Origin of the sequence: Microcoleus sp. SVA1B4, assembly GCF_036700545.1 — a bacterium.
Taxonomy (GTDB): Bacteria; Cyanobacteriota; Cyanobacteriia; order Cyanobacteriales; family Microcoleaceae; genus Microcoleus.
The window spans coordinates 16,175-34,739 of record NZ_JAUBPB010000020.1; the positions used below are offsets into that span (position 1 = coordinate 16,175).

General features: G+C 46.0%; 18 protein-coding genes. 11 read left to right on the forward strand and 7 right to left on the reverse strand.

Annotation, left to right across the window (positions count from 1 at the left end):
* The first annotated feature begins 24 nt into the window (after nucleotides 1-24).
* Together rplI and dnaB are read left to right on the forward strand one after the other, a co-directional pair.
* Complete coding sequence (gene rplI / locus QT987_RS11930) at nucleotides 25-483, forward strand: 50S ribosomal protein L9 (RefSeq protein WP_333053831.1); 459 nt, start codon at nucleotides 25-27, stop codon at nucleotides 481-483.
* Between the two features lie 137 nt (nucleotides 484-620).
* Nucleotides 621-3,431, forward strand: a complete 2,811-nt coding sequence (gene dnaB / locus QT987_RS11935) for a replicative DNA helicase (protein WP_333240052.1) — start codon at nucleotides 621-623, stop codon at nucleotides 3,429-3,431.
* A 92-nt stretch (nucleotides 3,432-3,523) separates the two neighbouring features.
* Here the strand turns inward: dnaB and QT987_RS11940 are convergent, their stop codons facing one another.
* Nucleotides 3,524-4,129 carry an FKBP-type peptidyl-prolyl cis-trans isomerase gene (locus QT987_RS11940; protein WP_333053834.1) on the reverse strand — a complete coding sequence of 202 codons (606 nt, stop codon included), beginning with the start codon at nucleotides 4,127-4,129 and terminating at the stop codon, nucleotides 3,524-3,526.
* 279 nt (nucleotides 4,130-4,408) lie between these two features.
* Nucleotides 4,409-4,735, reverse strand: coding sequence for a phasin family protein (locus QT987_RS11945; RefSeq protein WP_333053835.1), 327 nt, complete (start codon nucleotides 4,733-4,735; stop codon nucleotides 4,409-4,411).
* A 216-nt stretch (nucleotides 4,736-4,951) separates the two neighbouring features.
* Here QT987_RS11945 and QT987_RS11950 point away from each other — a divergent pair, with 216 nt between their 5' ends.
* The 4 genes from QT987_RS11950 to QT987_RS11965 all read left to right on the forward strand — a co-directional run bounded on the left by QT987_RS11950 (nucleotide 4,952) and on the right by QT987_RS11965 (nucleotide 8,037).
* Nucleotides 4,952-5,308, forward strand: a complete 357-nt coding sequence (locus QT987_RS11950) for a zinc ribbon domain-containing protein (RefSeq protein ID WP_333240054.1) — start codon at nucleotides 4,952-4,954, stop codon at nucleotides 5,306-5,308.
* A 203-nt stretch (nucleotides 5,309-5,511) separates the two neighbouring features.
* Nucleotides 5,512-6,477 (forward strand): BadF/BadG/BcrA/BcrD ATPase family protein, encoded by a 966-nt coding sequence (locus tag QT987_RS11955; protein ID WP_333240056.1) that lies wholly within the window; start codon nucleotides 5,512-5,514, stop codon nucleotides 6,475-6,477.
* Between the two features lie 397 nt (nucleotides 6,478-6,874).
* Complete coding sequence (locus QT987_RS11960; protein WP_333053838.1) at nucleotides 6,875-7,531, forward strand: hypothetical protein; 657 nt, start codon at nucleotides 6,875-6,877, stop codon at nucleotides 7,529-7,531.
* 104 nt (nucleotides 7,532-7,635) lie between these two features.
* On the forward strand, nucleotides 7,636-8,037 hold the full coding sequence (locus QT987_RS11965; RefSeq protein ID WP_333240058.1) for an MgtC/SapB family protein: 402 nt from the start codon (nucleotides 7,636-7,638) through the stop codon (nucleotides 8,035-8,037).
* A 1,041-nt stretch (nucleotides 8,038-9,078) separates the two neighbouring features.
* On the opposite strand, the gene QT987_RS11970 is transcribed toward QT987_RS11965, so the two are convergent.
* Nucleotides 9,079-9,291 (reverse strand): hypothetical protein, encoded by a 213-nt coding sequence (locus QT987_RS11970; protein ID WP_333240060.1) that lies wholly within the window; start codon nucleotides 9,289-9,291, stop codon nucleotides 9,079-9,081.
* 50 nt (nucleotides 9,292-9,341) lie between these two features.
* Complete coding sequence (locus QT987_RS11975; RefSeq protein ID WP_242723336.1) at nucleotides 9,342-9,572, reverse strand: hypothetical protein; 231 nt, start codon at nucleotides 9,570-9,572, stop codon at nucleotides 9,342-9,344.
* 642 nt (nucleotides 9,573-10,214) lie between these two features.
* On the opposite strand from QT987_RS11975, the gene QT987_RS11980 reads away from it, so the two are divergent.
* Nucleotides 10,215-11,966 carry a hypothetical protein gene (locus tag QT987_RS11980; protein WP_333240062.1) on the forward strand — a complete coding sequence of 584 codons (1,752 nt, stop codon included), beginning with the start codon at nucleotides 10,215-10,217 and terminating at the stop codon, nucleotides 11,964-11,966.
* A 590-nt stretch (nucleotides 11,967-12,556) separates the two neighbouring features.
* Nucleotides 12,557-13,183, forward strand: coding sequence for a hypothetical protein (locus QT987_RS11985; RefSeq protein WP_333240064.1), 627 nt, complete (start codon nucleotides 12,557-12,559; stop codon nucleotides 13,181-13,183).
* On the opposite strand, the gene cobS is transcribed toward QT987_RS11985, so the two are convergent.
* A complete protein-coding gene (cobS, locus tag QT987_RS11990; RefSeq protein WP_333240066.1) occupies nucleotides 13,180-13,977 on the reverse strand; it encodes an adenosylcobinamide-GDP ribazoletransferase in 798 nt (265 codons plus the stop codon). The two genes, QT987_RS11985 and cobS, sit on opposite strands and share 4 nt — an antisense overlap.
* Nucleotides 13,978-14,236: 259 nt before the next feature.
* Between cobS and QT987_RS11995 the strand changes: the two genes are divergently transcribed.
* The 3 genes from QT987_RS11995 to QT987_RS12005 all read left to right on the forward strand — a co-directional run bounded on the left by QT987_RS11995 (nucleotide 14,237) and on the right by QT987_RS12005 (nucleotide 16,950).
* Nucleotides 14,237-14,686 carry a hypothetical protein gene (locus QT987_RS11995; RefSeq protein ID WP_333053847.1) on the forward strand — a complete coding sequence of 150 codons (450 nt, stop codon included), beginning with the start codon at nucleotides 14,237-14,239 and terminating at the stop codon, nucleotides 14,684-14,686.
* 360 nt (nucleotides 14,687-15,046) lie between these two features.
* Nucleotides 15,047-16,177, forward strand: coding sequence for a tRNA guanosine(34) transglycosylase Tgt (tgt, locus tag QT987_RS12000; protein WP_333240068.1), 1,131 nt, complete (start codon nucleotides 15,047-15,049; stop codon nucleotides 16,175-16,177).
* Between the two features lie 635 nt (nucleotides 16,178-16,812).
* Nucleotides 16,813-16,950, forward strand: a complete 138-nt coding sequence (locus QT987_RS12005) for a photosystem II reaction center protein K (protein ID WP_006634808.1) — start codon at nucleotides 16,813-16,815, stop codon at nucleotides 16,948-16,950.
* Nucleotides 16,951-17,123: 173 nt separating this feature from the next.
* Here QT987_RS12005 and QT987_RS12010 read toward each other — a convergent pair whose 3' ends face one another.
* Nucleotides 17,124-17,678: a glutathione S-transferase family protein gene (locus QT987_RS12010; RefSeq protein WP_333240148.1), complete on the reverse strand. Its 555-nt coding sequence runs from the start codon at nucleotides 17,676-17,678 to the stop codon at nucleotides 17,124-17,126.
* Nucleotides 17,679-17,798: 120 nt separating this feature from the next.
* Nucleotides 17,799-18,380 (reverse strand): manganese efflux pump MntP family protein, encoded by a 582-nt coding sequence (locus QT987_RS12015; RefSeq protein WP_333240070.1) that lies wholly within the window; start codon nucleotides 18,378-18,380, stop codon nucleotides 17,799-17,801.
* Nucleotides 18,381-18,565 lie beyond the last annotated feature (185 nt).

An 18,565-nucleotide genomic window follows, 5' to 3' on the forward strand; every position in this document is an offset into this window, starting at 1 on the left:
GTTAAAACCCCACAACCCACGATCATGGCCAAGCGCGTTCAATTAGTTTTAAATAAAGATGTCAGCAAACTCGGCAAAGCTGGCGACGTAGTAGAAGTAGCCCCAGGCTACGCCCGCAACTACCTAGTACCCCAAGGCATGGGATTTAAAGCCACTCCAGGCATTCTCAAGCAAGCAGAGCGCCGCCGTGAAGAAGAAAGACTGCGCCAGCTAGAGCTCAAGCAGCAAGCTGAAGTCCGCAAAACCGCCCTCGAATCGGCTGGGCCTTTCATCATTTCCAAGCAAGTTGGCGAAGCTGACGCGATTTTTGGTACTGTTACCAACCAAGAAGTAGCAGAACTAATTTTCAACTCTACCAGTCAAGAAGTCGATCGGCGGGGCATCACCCTACCCGAAATTCGCCAAACTGGTACATACAAAGCTGAAATCAAACTTCACGCCGAAGTTACCGCCGAAGTTGATATTCAAGTTGTTCCGATGTAATTTGGTATTGGGAATTGGGAATTGGGAATTGGGCATTGGGCATGGGGCATTGTCATTTGTTTTTCTAATAACCCATAACCAATAACCAATAACCAATAACCAATAACCAATAACCAATAACCAATAACTATTGACTAATGAGCGATTTGATGCCGACAAATATAGAGGCAGAAGAAGCAATTTTGGGGGGAATTTTAATTGACCCTGAAGCTATTTCCCGAATTGCCGAACTTCTGCGACCGGAGTTTTTTGCCATCAGCGCTCATCAAGTCATTTATCGATCGGCATTAGGGCTATTTTTACAGGGTCAACCTACCGATTTAATGACGGTAACAACTGCGCTAACCGACCGCAACCAGTTAGAGCAAGTAGGAGGACTAACTAAATTAGCACAATTAGTCGATCGCACAGTTTCCGCAGTCAACATCGACCAATATGCAGTTTTAGTTGAAGACAAATATCAGCGCCGCAAATTAATCGAAGCTGGCAACAACATAGTACAATTAGGTTACGAGACAGCAACACCACTAGAAACAGTCTTAGACCGCGCCGAACAAGAAATTTTCAGCATAACTCAAGAACGCCCGCAACAGGATTTAGTATCGATCGGCGAAACACTAAACCAAACATTTCAAGACCTAGAAAATCGCAATGAAGGCCTCACACTTCCCGGTATTCCGTGCGGTTTCTATGACTTAGATGCTATGACAGGAGGCTTTCAGCGATCGGATTTAATCATCGTTGCGGCTAGGCCGGCGATGGGAAAGTGCTGTACAGATGAGTCCGTTATTCTACAAAGCGATGGAAGCCTTGTTACCCTTGAAGAAATCTATCAAAAACGTCAAGCTGAATTCCTAACATTAGGAGAAGATTGGCAATTTCACCTAACTAGACCATCAGCTTTTATAGATGATGGAATTAAGCCTGTATTTCGGGTCACAACAAGACTGGGACGCTTTATAGAAACTACAATTACACACCCATTTTTAACAATTAAGGGATGGCGGCAGTTGGCCCAAATACAAGCAGGCGATAAAATTGCTGTCCCCCGCAGGATGAATGTTTTTGGTAAAGAAACCATCCGATCCTGTGAAGTTAAGTTATTGGCTTATCTAATTGGGGATGGGTGTTTGACACGCAGCGCCCCGAAGTTCACAAATGGAAATACTGCTATACTACAAGATTTTGCTGAAGCTGCTACTAGCTTCGGAGGTCTTAAGCTGCGATTCCGCGAGCAAGGGAAACGCGCACCAGAATATTATGTCATGGGCGATCGAGAAGGTTACACAGAGAAAATAGAGCTCTTTGGTGGGAATCTACAAAAACTCCTTGAAAAACGAAATTTGTCTGTTCCAGAATTCGCTCAAAAATTGGAAGTTCCACCTGTTTTAGCCTGGTCTTGGGTACAAGGAATTGCCTTCCCAAATCAAGAATTATTTAGTCGGATCTGTGAAATTTTAGAAGTAGAACCAAAACAGCTAACCGGGCCCGGAATGGATGCTATTAATACAAAACATAAAAATCCTCTGAGACATTGGTTAGAAGAATTAGGTCTGATGGGCAAAAATGCTCACCAGAAAACAGTACCAGAAATAGTTTTTAAATTGGAGCGATCGCAAGTTGCCCTTTTTCTCAACCGCCTCTTTTCAACAGACGGCTGGGCAACCGTGCTTACCAGCGGTCAATCTCAACTAGGCTACTGTTCTGTCAGCGAAGGACTAGCCAGACACGTCCAGCATCTACTGCTGAGATTTGGCATCATTGCCGCCCTCAAAAAGCGTTCTGTCAAATACAAAAATACTCGCAGACCAGCTTGGCAAATTGATATTACTGACGCAAAATCAATCAAAACCTTCATATCAGAAATTGGCATTTTTGGCAAAGAGGTAGCCTTATTCAAAGTAAAAGAAGCATTAGAAAATAAAGAATCTCACAATAACCGCGATTTGATTCCAGTGGAAGCTTGGGAATATCTAGCATTAGCAAAAGGCAACGAATCTTGGGCATCCTTAGCAAAACGCGCAGGTATCAAAGGTCATTCAAATATCCACGTTGGTAGACGTGCGCTGTCCAGGGAAAGATTTTTAGTTTTAGCAACGGCTTTAGATAATTTGTGGCTGAAACAACTGGCAGATAGCGAGGTTTACTGGGATGAAATAGTTTCCATCGAACCGATGGGAAACAAGCAAGTTTACGACTTAACTATCCCGGAGACGCACAATTTTGTGGCTAACGATATCTGCGTTCACAATACTGCTTTCTGTACCAACATCGCCCACCACATCGCCGCCGGACAGCAGAAATTGCCGGTTGCCGTTTTCAGCTTAGAAATGTCGAAAGAACAGCTAGTGCAGCGCATCCTGTCCAGCGAAGCCAAAATAGAAAGTAACCGATTGCGATCGGGTAGAATCAGTCAAAACGAATGGGAACCAATCAGTACAGCCATTGGCAATTTATCAGAACTACCACTATTTATTGACGATACTCCCAATATTACCGTCACAGAAATACGATCGAAAGTCCGCCGCCTCCAAGCAGAACAAGGCGGAACCCTAGGATTAGTCTTGCTAGATTACCTGCAATTAATGGAAGGTACCAGCGACAACCGTGTGCAAGAACTATCTCGAATTACCAGAAGTCTTAAAGGTTTAGCCCGCGAACTCAACGTGCCGATTATTGCCTTATCTCAGTTGAGTCGGGGTGTAGAAGCGAGGACAAACAAGCGGCCCATGATGTCAGATTTGAGAGAAAGTGGAAGCATTGAGCAAGACGCAGATTTAGTAATTATGCTCTACCGCGATGAATATTACAATCCTGATTCGCCCGATCGCGGAATTGCAGAAGTAATTATTACCAAACACAGAAACGGGCCCACAGGAATCATCAAACTATTATTTGACGCCCAATATACCTGCTTTCGCAATCTGGCATCTCCGAAGCGATCGTAAATCAACCAGAACATACACAAAAACCCGGTTTCTCAAAAAAAACCGGGTTTCTAAATACCGTAAAAGTTTTACGTTGAATTAGATTGAGCTACCTAGCCACCGATTCTCAACAATTCCACATCAAAAATCAGCGTAGCATTAGGAGGAATCACCCCGCCCGCACCGCGAGCGCCGTAACCGAGTTCAGGGGGAATAATCAACTTGCGCCGGTCTCCAACTTTCATCGTACCGACACCTTCATCCCAACCCTTAATTACTTGACCCACGCCAATTTTGAACTGAAAAGGTGAATTGCGATCGCGCGAACTGTCAAACTTCGTGCCATCCTCCAAAGTTCCAGTGTAGTGTACGACAACCGTCTGCCCGGTTTTTGGAGTCGCCCCCTTACCCTCTGTCAATTCAACATATTTCAGACCTGAATCTGTGGTGACAGTTTTCTCAGTATTAACAGTTTTCTCAGTATTATCAGTCATGTTATTGCCAGCGATAGTAGCTGGTACCTTCGGTAAAGTAGCATCAGCTACTAGCAAGCTATTTTCATTCAAAGACTGCGCTGACAACTTCTCAATAGCAGTCTCTGGTAAAAGATTGTTCAATTCGGCTGCAACTGCTTGGGACCCAGAACCGCCCATTTGAGCGACTATCAAAAACAAAAAGCAAACCAGCATTACTCCCAAGCTGACTAGAACTCCTCGCAAAATTAATCCTCCTAATACTTTTAACCGCGATATCTCAGATATCTAAGACATCTAGTACAACAAGAACTACCAAATTTTATCTGAACTTTTCCACCAAAAAACGGCAGGTATCAGATAATTTTAAAGGCAAAAGTATGAAGTCAAAATGTTTGTTATTCTACATAAATGGCTTCTACATAAGTGCCTTTTTTAGCCTTCTGCCTTCGGGTGACAATCTTATCACAAGATAGCAGCCAACTTCTCGCGGGCGTTAGCGAAGCTTGCAGAAGAGGAGCGAACTCAGCGCCAGTTACGGTTTTCTAAATCCCGCATCTGACGTTCCAAACGATCGAGCCTTCCCCGCAACTCATCCATTTCGGACTGTCGGGGGACTCCCATATCTTGCAGCATATTCCGTAGTTGCCGCTGCAACTGCGTCTCCCAATTCCCCTGTTCAGACTTGATGTGCTCCGTCATGTCATCGACAAAGGTTTTGGCTTGCTCAGGATTGATTTTGCCATCTTTGACCCATTGCTCGCTGACTTCCTGCAATTTCTCTGCCACCAGAGAGGTAGTACCAATGCCCAGCATTACCAGTTGTTTGAGTAAGTTGCTATTGTTATCCATAGATTTTTCCTAATGTTTGCCCTTTCATACCCGATCGGCTCAGGTCGCCTGCAGTCGCTGCGAAACCATCTGTAAACTTAAAGTTACATCAGCGCACACCTACCTTTCTATTTTGGAGCATCCAGCCGCCTGATGGCGAGGCGATCGCCCATTCTCGGCGTTCGGAAAACCCGCTAATGAGCCTACCCACCACATTACCCCATCACCCTGCTGTCTATGCCTGATTGCCCCCGCTGTCACCAACCTGTAGACGCCCAAGCCCTGGCCTGTCCACACTGCAAAATCCCCCTCAAAGCTTTCGGTCATCCGGGTATCCCCCTTTATCGATCGAAACCCGAAGAATTTCTGTGTACTACCTGTATTTATCACGCAGACGATACTTGCAACTACCCGCAGCGTCCTTTTGCCAAAGAATGCACGCTTTATCACAATCAAGCTGAGCCACTTGTGCCACAGACGATTCCTTACAGCAGCGGCGACGGGCTGCAATCAATCAAAAATTGGTGTCAGCGCCATCTGGTTTGGTTAGCATTATTAGGTTTAATTATTATTAGCATTGCTCTGTCGATTTAATCTCACATCTTGCACCATTCTGAAGAACAGGCTTTCCGGTCTGTTCCACAGGAGATTAATTTTCTTGTGGAACAGGCCGGAAAGCCTGTTCATAAAAGGCTTATTGACAATGGTACAACATCTCAGTTTAATCTGATTGTACAAAGCGTAGAATAGAGAGATATCTGTTAATCTGGGTTGCTCTATTATTCTCTAAATTATTCATGAGCTACGTATTCGGCATCGACGGCGGCGGCACTAAAACAATCTGCCTTTTAATGGATGACAACCACCTTGTTTTAGGACGGGGTGAAGCAGGGCCGTCCAATTATCAAACCCTGGGAATTGAGACAGCAAAACAATCCATCCAATTGGCGATCGAACGAGCAGTTCTGTCCGCTAAAATCGAGATGAATAGCAATCTCAACATAGAAGCAATTGGTCTGGGACTAGCAGGCGTCGGGCGTCCAAAAGATCGTGAAATAGTGCAATTTGTAGTGCAGAACTTGCAGTTGACGAATACTTTACCAGTAACCCGATCGTTCCTGCCCAGGAATATAGTAATTTGCAGCGACTGCGCGATCGCACTTGCTGGCGGTACAGGTTATCCAGTAGGTATCGCCGTTATTTCAGGAACAGGTTCGATTGTTTTTGGGCAAAACCGTCACGGGAAAACTAAACGAGTCGGCGGTTGGGGATATATTTTAGGCGATGAAGGCAGCGGGTATAACATAGCCCTTCAGGGTTTGCAAGCTGCTTTGAAGTTCTATGACGGACGCGAAGATTTTACCGTGCTTGCGGAAAAATTTCAAAAGCATTTAGGCCTCAATAACCTAGAAGAATTGGTAGAAGTTGTTTACGGGCGCGGTTGGGGAGTCAAAGAAATTGCAGCTTTAGCGCCGATTGTCCAACAAGCCGCAGCAGAGGGCGATCGCGTCGCTGACTGCATTATCAATAATGCTGTAGCAGAATTAACCTATTCAACCAAAATAGCCATTTCAGCGCTATTTAACCAAACAGAAGAATTTGAAATTGTGATCGTAGGAGGTGTGTGGGGTGGAGAGGCAAATTGCCGAGGTCGGTTTGAAGCAGCCATAAGTGCGATCGCCCCAAAAGCTAAGGTTATTTCGCCCCGATACGAACCAGCTTTCGGTGCTGGATTGCTAGCCTTAAACGCTCTCAACAATTAATTGTTGACTGTTGACTGTTGACTGTTGACAATTCCCGCATCCAGGATACCCGCCACGTGATTCATCCGTCCAGAAATAAAAAACCTGTATCCGATGAAACTTGCCGAACGTATTTATCGGTGGGGTCAATGCTTCAATTCTTTAATCTAAAATCTAAAATCTAAAATCTAAAATCGATTGACTGTTGACTATCTTCCTTATCTTCCCGATCGCCCCTGTATTGGGGATTTTCTCGATTTTTCCAAATTTTCAACTTCTTGATTATCAACCTTATCTTCCCAACTGGTAGAATTCCAGCCTGCCATAATCAAAACATCAGATGAATGCGAAACCAGAAACAAATTTAGCAGTAGTGCGTTCCTAAGTAAACAAAAACCGAAGCAAGGAGACAATTTATATGATTACTTCTCAAAAATGGCGTTCAGCAACAGCAGCAATCCTCGCACTGGGCATTACAGTGGGAACCAGCGCGCCGCTGGTGGTAGCTACTCCCGCAGAAGCCCAACAAAGAATTTCCCAATTTGATAGCATCCGAATTCCGTCGGGCAGTGTAATTCCAGTTAGGTATGAAAAAGACAAAATAGTTGTCACCCGCGAAGAAACTTCACCTTTAACTTTAACAGTAGCGCAAGACATCCGCACACCTCAAGGCAGAGTATTAATCCCCGGAGGCAGCCAGATAGTCGGGGCACTGCAACCTGTCAGAAGAGGCAATCAAATCGGTACTCAATTTGTTGCCAGAGAGTTAATTATCAGCCGCCGCCAACGCTATCGGATTGATGGCTATTCGGGAATTATTACCCGAACCGAAAGAGTCCAAAAAGGTGCTGGCACAGGTTCAGTAGCGCAAGGTGCAGCCTTGGGTGCTGCTGCTGCGGCTGCACTCGCAGGCATTACCGGCGACAAAGCGATCGCGACTGAAGAAGTATTGGGAGGCGTTGGGATCGGCGCTTTAGCTGGAGTATTGTTGGGGCGGCGCAGCGTTGACGTGCTGGTGATTCGCCCGGAACAAGATTTGGCAGTGAGATTGCGATCGGACATCGTGCTCCGCTAATATTGGTATCTTCCGAATCAATTATTTGCAGTAAAACATTGTCGATCGCTAACTTGTGGTCTCCCGATAATTGGCTAGGCATACTTTTAAGGTTGTGCCTAGCCATGTTTGTTGGCGGAATTATTGGATGGGAGCGCCAACTCAGAAATAAACCAGCGGGATTGAGAACTCATATGCTAGTTAGTATGGGTTGTGCGCTGTTTGTTTTAATGCCGCTGGCAATGGGGAAAAATGAAAACGGAGGAGATGCTGTAGCGCGCGTAATTCAAGGCGTTGCTGCCGGGATTGGGTTTTTGGGAGGCGGAGAAATCCTGCGGCAAAATCGACATGAAATAGGCAAAGTTGAAGTTCACGGGCTCACATCTGCCGCCGCTATTTGGGTGTCAGCAGCTTTAGGAACTGCTGCAGGATGCGGGTTGTGGCAACTGGCCTTAATTGGCGCTTTAATGTCGCTGTTTGTTCTGAGAGTAATTAAAGAGTTAGAGCGTCGAAGTCGTAGGAAATAGTCTCAGTGATGATATAAAATCGGGTATTATAACCGTTATAACGTTTGTAGTGACGAAGGAAGTACGAGCTAGTTTTATGACGGTTAAATTACTCACTACGAACTAACTTTATTACGGTCGATGGAGGGAAAATAATATTAGCTGTTTCATACCAACCCCAGTTAATCATTGATCGTAAATTGTTTGCCATTATCCCAGCCATATCTGTCAATAAGGTGAAAAAGGAGCGTTACACAATTTGAGGATGATTATTGTGGGCATTGGTGTTAACTTAACGTTAAACCCTTATTCCAGCACGGGTTTCAACAAGAGTCTCCATCAAAGCGAAAGTCCTCGCTATGAGGACTAATGAGTTCTTCAGTCCTCTTTGAGAGGACTTTTGCTCTCTCGACAGGGAATTCATTCCCTGGCGGACTGACGGGTGAGCGGGAGGACTGGCGGACTAAAAGCTTAAGTTGAGACTAATATATTGTGGGGTGTTCCGCCTGCGGTGAAAATACACGCTTTCGGGCTAAGCTGTCGCGCATTTAAATTGTATATTCAGGGCGGGCGGGACGCCCACCTCACAAGACTTTGATTTTTTTTGACATACAATTTAAATGCCGCAACAGCTTACGAGAGTCCATTCCACAAAAAAACAATCAAAATCATCCCGCAATTATGCAACGGCTAAAAAGTGGCTAAAAAGCTGGAAATCTCTGCTTGGGGCGATCGATAAATCTTCTCGATTTGATAGATAATTAATCATAAATAACATCTCAATAATAATAATGATAAACTTGTACGAAACAAACACTGTGACTACGCCTTGACAGGTCTGGTCATCCAGCCTGACCTTTGATGAGTGAAGTCCTCACTATCCACTTAAATCTTCATTTTAATATTTATTTCAATTTTAGTGAATTTGCTTAACACCCATTGAAGCAAAATACCAATATTTTTTAAATTAATTAGTATATAAATCAGCCAATAATTATATGCTTTCACCCGTAATTTTAAATAAAGCTTAATATTTATATCCCCAGATGATTGAATAACAAATTAATTCCTATCATGGAAATTTGGCATTTTTATCAATTCCAAAGACTCTTGCCTCACCCGACCCGCCATCGCAGCTAACTGCAAGCTCATAAAAGCATTCAAATCTTCCAAATCACACTTGGCTGAGGAAAAAATCTTCTGCATTTCATTTTCTGCTTCCAAACTCAGATATCCAGCGGCAATAGCTTGTTTTACAACTTCACGAACCTGCACGGTAAAAATGTCCCTTACTAAATTTTAACTAATCAAAAGCCAACTAATTACTAACAGGAAGTTTCGGAAGCCGTCTCGCCAAAGATTTCAAACTTTTTTAGCTCGCGAGACTCTTGTTTCACTCCTCCAGACATAGCTGCTAGTTGCAAAGCCATAAAAGCATTTAAGTCTTCCAAGTCATACTGGGTGGTAGTTAACATCCGCCGCAGTTGATTTTCGGCTTCAAGGGTTAGATAGCCCAGAGCCAGAGCTTGCTGGGCGAGGTCGCGAATTAGTACCATAACACTTCGGGATTTTATTGGTTCAAGCCTAAGTATCGAATGTTTTCACAGAATCAGCAGTGACGGCTATTGCTCAATAGGTGTGACATTGTGACGGGCCACTCGTGACAGCCGGAGTCGCAGAGTGTGACTAAGTATTTGCACTGTTGTGACGGAGATCACGCGGGGGATACCAGAGGAGGAGTCGGAGAGTGGGGAGTCGGAGAGTGTCCGGGTGTCTGGGTGGGGGAGTCGGAGAGTATCCGAGTGGAGGAGTCGGAGAGGGGGAGCATTTTTCTTCTTCCCTGGGACTAATGACTAAGGGTGAGAATTAAATAAAATCCACTTTTCATGACTGTTGTGGGATGGGCGCCCCGCCCGTCCATACTGGTGGGGGGGCACGCCCATCCCACAAGAAAAAAGGGAAATTATTTAATTGACGATCCTAATGACCGAAAGCATCTAGGATACAAGCCCCCGGGTTCATCCGTCCAGAAATAAAAAACCTGTATCCGATAAAGGAGCCCCCGAATTTATCCGTGCGGTCAAGGCTTCAATCTAAAATCTCAAATCTAAAATCTAAAATCCATTGACTACTGCCTTCTACCTTCAGAAGACGCTCAACGTCTATAATCAGCAAGTTAAATATTTACTGCAAGACATATGGAAGCACCACATAAAGATTTGCTACAACAAATAGCCCGACTATCGGAAACTTATGCTAATTTGGCCGATCGCCTATCAATGGCAGCAAAACAACTGCAAGAGTCCGGGCTTCCTCCCTCTGACAGCTTGCTGCAAGAAGTAGCCGCCTACAGCCGCAACTTTGCCGCAGTCCAAAAACAAGCTCTCGATCTCAACAAATCCGGTATCGCACCAGGGGAAATTACTTCCCTCAAAGAGATTCAAAACTTAGTCGAGACTGCCTCCGCTTCTGAAGGAAAAGCAGAAATTCGCGATGCAGCATTGAAAGTGATCGATCGAGTATTGGCGATCGCCCACCGCGAACAAAGCGACTTCGCGCCCTTACAATCAGTTCATGCCAGAGCCCGCGAACTGCAGCGCGCGATTTCCGAATCCACCCCAACTCAACTGCATTCCGACGCAGAATCCTTAGTCAGCGGCAAACACCCAGTTTCAGCAGTGCTCGCCCTGGTGGAACAGCAAGACAAATTAGATGACGAACAGTGGGTAATCCTCGAAGAAACAGTCAGCGCCGCTTTTGGCAAACAAATAGCCGTAGCCATTTCCAGAGGCAAATTAACCATTGCTGAGATGGTAAAAGCAGCACCTGCAAAAGTCGAACCCGCATTTAAACCAGCGCCAGAACAAAAAATCAGCGCCGAACCTTTGCCAGAAGTGATTGTCATCCCGTCAGGAAATGTGGCACCGAAACAAGTTACAGTTGCGCCACAGATCCAGATTTTGGAATCCCCCGCGCCTTCTGTCCCCATGCACGAGGTAATTATTGTTCCCAGCGTGGAAGTACCTAAGTCTCTTCAGACAACCGGTTCCGGGAACATTGTTTTTGGGGCACCTCGGGACATTCAACAACCGGTGGCAGTAGAGGGCGGTTTGGGAATCAAAGTTTTGGTGCACATTCAGGGAATTGGCGATCGAACTTTCGGTTCTCAAGAATACGCGGGTACTAAAGCTCAAGGGCGTCGTGTCGAAGGATTTGCGATTAAGATCGACCCGCTAATTCCCGGCTTAAATGTCGAGTACATGGCTCACGTCGAAGGTGTTGGCGACACTCCTTGGCTTAGCGAAGGAGAATTGGCCGGTTTTCGGGGTCAAGCGAAACGAATTGAAGGATTTGCGGTGCGGTTGAGCGGGCCGCAAGCTGATAAATACGACGTATTTTATAGCGCTCACATTCAGAATATCGGCGACACCGACGTGTCCTCCAACGGCGAATATTGCGGTACTCGCGGCAAAGCTTTGAGAATAGAGGGTATCAAAGTTTGGCTCGCGCCGTCTGCGAGTTCCCAAACAGTGGCGCCTGTGGGTTTAAAAGTGTTGGCGCACATTCAAGGAATTGGCGATCGAACTTTTAGCGATCGAGAATATGCGGGTACTAAAGCTCAAGGCCGCCGCGTCGAAGGATTTCAAATTAAAATAGAGCCTCCCGTTGCCGGTTTAAATTTGCAGTACATGGCTCACGTTGAAGGAGTTGGCGATACTGCTTGGATCTCGGAAGGAGAGTTAGCCGGTTTCCGGGGCAAAGCTAAGCGGATTGAGGGATTTGCCACGCGACTGACAGGGCCGCAAGCTGATAAATACGACGTATTTTATACGGCTCACATCCAGAATGTGGGCGATACTCCTGTTACTGCTAACGGTCAATATTGCGGCACTCGCGGCAAAGGTTTGAGGGTTGAGGGGATGACGGTTTGGGTTGAGCCGAAAGCGTAAAAATTGAGAATGAATGGAAAATTTGCAGTTGCATTTTCCATTCATTTAGCACCGGGTTTTTCAACCAAAATATGCCATGACAGTCAGGGTATTAGGTGAAAAAATCCGGTTTATCGCCACCCAACGACAGGAATTATAGCGCAGGATCTCAGAAACCTGGTTTCTGAGTGTATTTTTCGTACTCAACCGAAATTTGTCGCAGAAACCCGGTTTCTCGTCACCTGCAAAGTCTTGGCGCACGCTAATCTCACTACTATTTGTTAAATTGGTTGAAAATAATGCTTGAACCCTAGGTAAAAGCTTCAAAAACAATAGTTAAGTTTAATTAAATTTTGTAGATAGTGGTTTCTATGACTTGCATATTTAGCCCTTCATACCGTAAATCAGCAACGCCAGTTTTGGTTGGGTAGAGTTTCGATTCGCAATGTACTCGACAAAACTCGACAACCCGACCAATAATCCGTCACTCAACTCGATGACTTATTTCCCTTGCAACACCGTACCGTTCGAGGAGAATTGTAGCCGCGATTAATATCATTTACAGTAATTAATAGCGAAACAAAACCTATAATGGTCAACTAGAAAAAATTATGCCATACAGTCAATTTACTACGATCGCCAAAGCGAAACAAGCTTTCGGTCTCACAGTCCAAGAAGGCTCTCGCTTTATACCTCCGCTAAACCCGATCGCACCCTCAGACATCCTCAGCGGCACCCTCAAAGATAGCCTCCCCATCGTCGCTACATCGGGAAGTGAAAAAGCGCGATCGGAAGGAATTATCTATCCCGTACTGCTGGAAGTGAGGCGGATTCTCGATCGCCAAATTAGCCTTTTCTCCGGCGAAGACTTCACCATCGACGAAGCTGTCGGACTGAATGGAGTGTTTGATTTTCTGCTGACGCGATCGTCCGAAGTCCTAGAAATTGAAGCCCCCGCCGTTGTAATTGTCGAAGCAAAAAAGACCGACCTCAAAAGCGGATTGGGTCAGTGTATTGCCGAAATGGTTGCCGCTCAACGCTTCAATCAAGCCAAAGAAAAAAACATCCCCATCATCTATGGGAGCGTGAGTAATGGCATTCAATGGCAATTTATCAAACTCGAAAATCAAACTGTGACGATCGACTTATCCGTCTATCCTCTGCCCCCTGTCGAGCAAATCCTCAGCTTTTTCGTTTGGATGATGCAGAATGGTGCCGTTAACTCAGAAACAATTTAACCTTCCAAAGCTGCCAAAAGACACAGCAATAAAGCCTCCGTCCACTCGACTACGGCACCGTAAGTATCGCCCGTGTGGCCGCCCAAACGGTGGTTAAACCAGGCTCCGGCAAAAATTCCGATCGCACTTCCCCCCAAAGCCATCCCCACCGCCAACAGCCACCGATCGCCATCCAAGACAACTTGCACCACGCTCAAACTCAGCAGCAACAGCACTCCCGGTATAAAATCAAAAGGAGAATAAATCGATTCCTTGTGAAAAGCTCCCTTACCCTCGGCCCGGAGATAGGGATAGCGGGCGATCGCCACCAGTTGGGCCCACCTCCCCCAACCCGCGACACCCATCAAAGCCAGCCACCGATAGCTATTCAAGTCCGAGAGAGCGGCAGTTTTCAGCAGCACGATCGCGATCGCAGCCATCGCCCCAAAGGCTCCTGTAACGCTGTCCCGCATGACTTCCAGCCGACGCACGGGGTCGGGTACAGCCAGTCCGTCCGCCGCGTCCATTGCCCCGTCTAGGTGCAGCCCGCCAGTCACGGCGATGCCCAAAACTACCACCAAGGCCGATCGAGTCAGAGCAGGCATTCCCAACAACTGCAACCCAACATCCGCCAGTCCCACCATCCCCCCAATCAAAAGCCCGATCGCCGGTGCCAAGCGGGCAATGCCCCGAAACTCCAAAGTCCAAGACACCGGTACCGGCAAACAAGTATAAAAAGCGACTGCGGCTGCGATGGCAGCGCCTTGATTCCGGAAAAAGTCGATCGTAGAGCGAACCCATTTATCATGCACCATAAGATAGAAAATTTTTCATCTGGTATGCAGTTGTCAATCGATTAGCGTGTGCCAGAATTGGACTGTAACACCCTAGTTTTTTGGATCGAGCATTCCTCCTGTCGCCCGCTCTTTTCCCCGGAAAACCTCTGTCGGCAGCGATCCCCAAGCTCCCTATCTAAAAAGACTAAACTCAAGATCCGCGTTTCCCGTACCAAGAATTCTAGCTAACTCCCTGATTTTCAAGACGGGAAAATACTACAACAGAGGCTTTTACTCCATGAGTCACGATCAATTGAATAACAGGGTAGTTGCTCCTTGCATCATCGATACAGGGATCGTCGTCAACAAACGCGATATCAAAAGATTGCTGTTTGATTTAGGACGTGTCCGCTACCTTCACATACAAGATGGCCAGATTTATAGCGAAGGGGAAGGTTATGTACTCGAAGTCTTCGCCAACCCCCAGCGTTCTACCCTGATTGCCAACCATGCGCTTTATTTGAACGTGTATAGTTTTGATTACCTGGAACTGAAACAGTCTCCTGAAGATGGTGCTTATTTTGACCTGGTTCAAGACGGACGGCTGTTGCGGTTAATTCCCCTCTCCAATCCTTTGCAAGAGCAATTCGCCCGGAATTTAAATGCTGCGGCTTTGGATGCGGTTGTCGATCAGGTACTCTCAGGCAACTGGGATCTGCAATTGGACGAAGATGATTCCCCCTTTTAATGGTCAGTCACTCGATTTTAGATTTTAGATTTTAGATTTTAGATTTACTCGCAGCGCCGTGAATCTGGGAGATAGAACTAAGGTCTAAAATTTTTTGCCCTCCACGACGATTGTCGGAAACTTGTCTCCGTTTTTGGGCGGGGTCATGGTTTTTTTTGTCGCGATGTCATCAACAATAGATTAAATAACACTCACATCTTGCACCATTCTCGCTTAACAGGCTTTTCGGCCTGTTCCACAAAGAGTGAATTTTCTTGTGGAACAGGCCGAAAAGCCTGTTCCTAAACAAGTAATTGAGAATGGTGCAACATCTCAAATAACACGGACGGCCGAGTAGCGGTTAACGAGCATCGAGGACTAATGACTGAGGACAAGGCGAAATTTTCTTTTAAATGTCAGGCTAATTGCAGCCATACCCAAGCGCGTGCAGGGGTTTTTGCGACTCCCCACGGTGTGGTGGAAACGCCTAAATTTATGCCAGTGGGGACGCTAGCTAATGTCAAAACTTTGACACCGGCACATCTTGAGGCGGCGGGTTCTCAAATGGTTTTGGCAAATACTTATCACTTGCATTTGCAGCCGGGGGAAGCGATTGTCGCAGGCGCAGGTGGATTGCATAAATTTATGGCTTGGCCGGGCCCGATGCTGACGGATTCGGGTGGCTTTCAGGTGTTTAGCTTGAGCCAAATGCGGACTATTTCTGAGAATGGGGTGACTTTTCGCTCTCCCCGCGATGGCCGCATGATTAATTTGACGCCGGAACGATCGATCGAAATTCAGAATCAGTTGGGCGCCGATGTGATTATGGCCTTTGACGAGTGTCCCCCTTACCCCGCTACACGGGAGGAGGTGGAGGCTGCCACAAATCGCACTTACCGCTGGCTGCAACGCTGCATTCAAGCTCACTCGCGCCCGGATCAAGCTTTGTTCGGCATCGTCCAGGGGGGCGTTTTCCCCGATTTGCGATCGCGCGCGGCGAACCAGTTGGTAGATTTGGATTTACCAGGCTATGCCATCGGCGGGGTTAGTGTGGGGGAATCGGGGGATTTGATCGCAGAGATTGTGAAGGTGACTGCGCCTCTGTTGCCGGCAAATAAACCGCGTTATTTGATGGGGATTGGGACTTATCGGGAAATGGCGCTGGCGGTGGCGAGTGGCGTAGATATGTTTGACTGCGTGATTCCGACTCGGCTGGCCCGCCACGGGACGGCTTTTGTTGGTGGGGAACGCTGGAATTTGAAAAATGCTCGGTTCCGGGAGGATTTTGCTCCGCTGGATGAGTCTTGTCCTTGTTATACCTGCCAAAAATTCAGTCGGGCTTATTTGGCTCATTTGGCGCGGGCTAACGAAGTGCTGGGCTATACTTTGCTGGCGATTCACAATGTGACGGAGTTGATTCGCTTTACTGGGAGGATGCGGGAGGCGATTTTGGCAGATCGATTTACTGAAGAGTTTGCCTACTGGCTTGCACCGACAGTCGATCGATCGTGATTGCCTTGGGTGAAGATATGCGACAATTATCTGAAAATTGGGTTTAAAACCCAGTCGTTGTAGGACGGCTTTTTCCACACCGTGCGAAGTCAGAAATCCTAGGTATTTGGGTAAACATATCCACGCGCTTTGTGTGGTATGCTATCGAGATCAGACAAGATTTAAAAACCTACCCCCGGACTGGGGGAAAGTCTACGCCCAAAACATTCTTGAGGAGACATGACTACGCACGTAACGTGCATACGTGGTCAGCCTGGGAACCCTAGCAATAGGGATATTAACTACCAGCCGGGAAGTCCCTCGGTATATTTAGAGGGGATTAATCAGAGCGCTGCGCGAAGTACCCCGAATAAATTACGCCCGCGTGATGAAAGGCGTGTTGGGTGTAGGTACGGAAACCGACAATTATTCTTGTACACCCCAAGATGATCTGGAAATACTCTGATACTATATTAGCAAGTGGGGGTGGAACTACCTCACTATAAAAAGCCTTTGAAAAAAAGGAAAAAGAAGCCTCCGGTCTAACTGTACTCAGTTGACCGTCAGGTTTGTTCACGACTCAAAAGTCTTAAAAATCCTCACGCCTTTAGGCTGAGGAGTGTCAAGAAAATTCTGTTGGATAGGTAGGTTGATTCATGGAAGCTGCATTACTCTTAGCAAAACTGCCCGAAGCTTATTCGATTTTTGAGCCTTTGGTTAATGTTTTGCCAGTCATTCCCGTATTTTTCTTGCTGCTGGCTTTTGTTTGGCAGGCGGCTGTCGGATTTAGATAAGTTTGATTTTAATAAAAGCAGGGGCAATTCTGGAATTGCCCCTGATTTTACGTGTTGAGTTTTTGGGCTGATCTCGTTTACGGTTGTTTCGGAATGATTTAACCGCAGAGACCGCAGAGACCGCAGAGGAAGAGAAGAGAGAGATGAATAATTAATCCGTGTAGTGCCTTCCTTCAGCTACCGCCGATCGCACTTTTGAATGCCGGTCTTTCTGTGATCCGCTTGATGTAATCTACAACGGCCGGATAAGCACTGAGGTCGAGTTTTAGCATCATCGGAATGTAGGCCAACATTGACCCGACTGCTGCGTCGGCGACGCCGAATTCATCACCCATTAAAAACGGCTGTTTCTCGAAGATTTCATTTAACGGTTTTAACAACTTGGGAGTTTCGCGATCGCGAGTTGCTTCTGTAAATATTCCCGGCCCCAACGTAGCGTTAGCAAACGTTACCCACTGCACGATTTGAGCTTGCTGCTCCAAAGTGTCTGGCATTTTACCATGTTTTTGAGCTAAATACAGCAGAATTGCGCCGGATTCCCAAAGTTTAAAATCTCCGTCGGCGATCGCGGGTACTTTGCCGATCGGGTTAATTTCGAGATACTCTGGCTGCAAGTGTTCCCCTGCTTGCATATCCAGGGTGACAAATTCGTAGGGAACCGCTATTTCTTCTAGATACCACTTGACAATTGAGGCCCTGCTGCGACCTGGGCCGTAAAGTTTCAGCACGAAATTTTTATCCTTTAACACAATATTGCTGTTATAGCATTTTTTGGGAATTGGGAATTGGAAATTGCAGCCCACAGAGACTTTGATGTCACTCTTCGACTAATAACTACTGACTAATGACTAATTGCCGATAACTAATGGCACTTCTGTCAAGTGCATAAACAAGATTCTGCTGCCAATGAAAATCAAAATTGCTCCGCCCAATATCTCAATTTTATTTGCAAATAAGTTGCCGCACTTGTGTCCGATAAACACGCCTGCAAAGGCTAAAAAGAAAGTAATAAATCCGATCGCACTAACGACAGGGCCGATCGAAGTTTTTAGCACAGCAAATCCGAGGCCAACTGCGAGGGCATCGATACTCGTCGCCACCGACAGTGTTATCAAAGTCCCCGTATCTAAGGGATTGAACTTTTTCTCGCATTCTTCGCCTTGCAGCGATTCGTAAATCATTCTCCCGCCAATGAAACTCAAAAGCCCAAAAGCTATCCAATGGTCGATCGGTCTTATCAAAAAACTAAAACTAAGACCGATTAACCATCCTATTACGGGCATTAAAGCTTGAAAAAATCCGAAGAATAAGGCAATTTTTAAAGCTTTATTTACCTTCATGTGCTTGATTGCTAAACCGCTCGAAACAGCGACAGCAAAAGCATCTGCTGCTAGTCCAAAGGAAAGTAAAATGGTAGTGGCTGCATCCATTTTTGTAAAATGTTAGGTGTTATAAATAAAGTCTTCCTCTTGACTGTTTTATTTTACACTAAGTTTTGATATAATTGCGTTTTTATCATAATCTATTCATTTTTGACTCACATTTATTTCACAATTGGCGAGGGTTGAAAAAATCAGCGCTTAGCTATATTCTGTAAAAGATTATTTATCAAGTA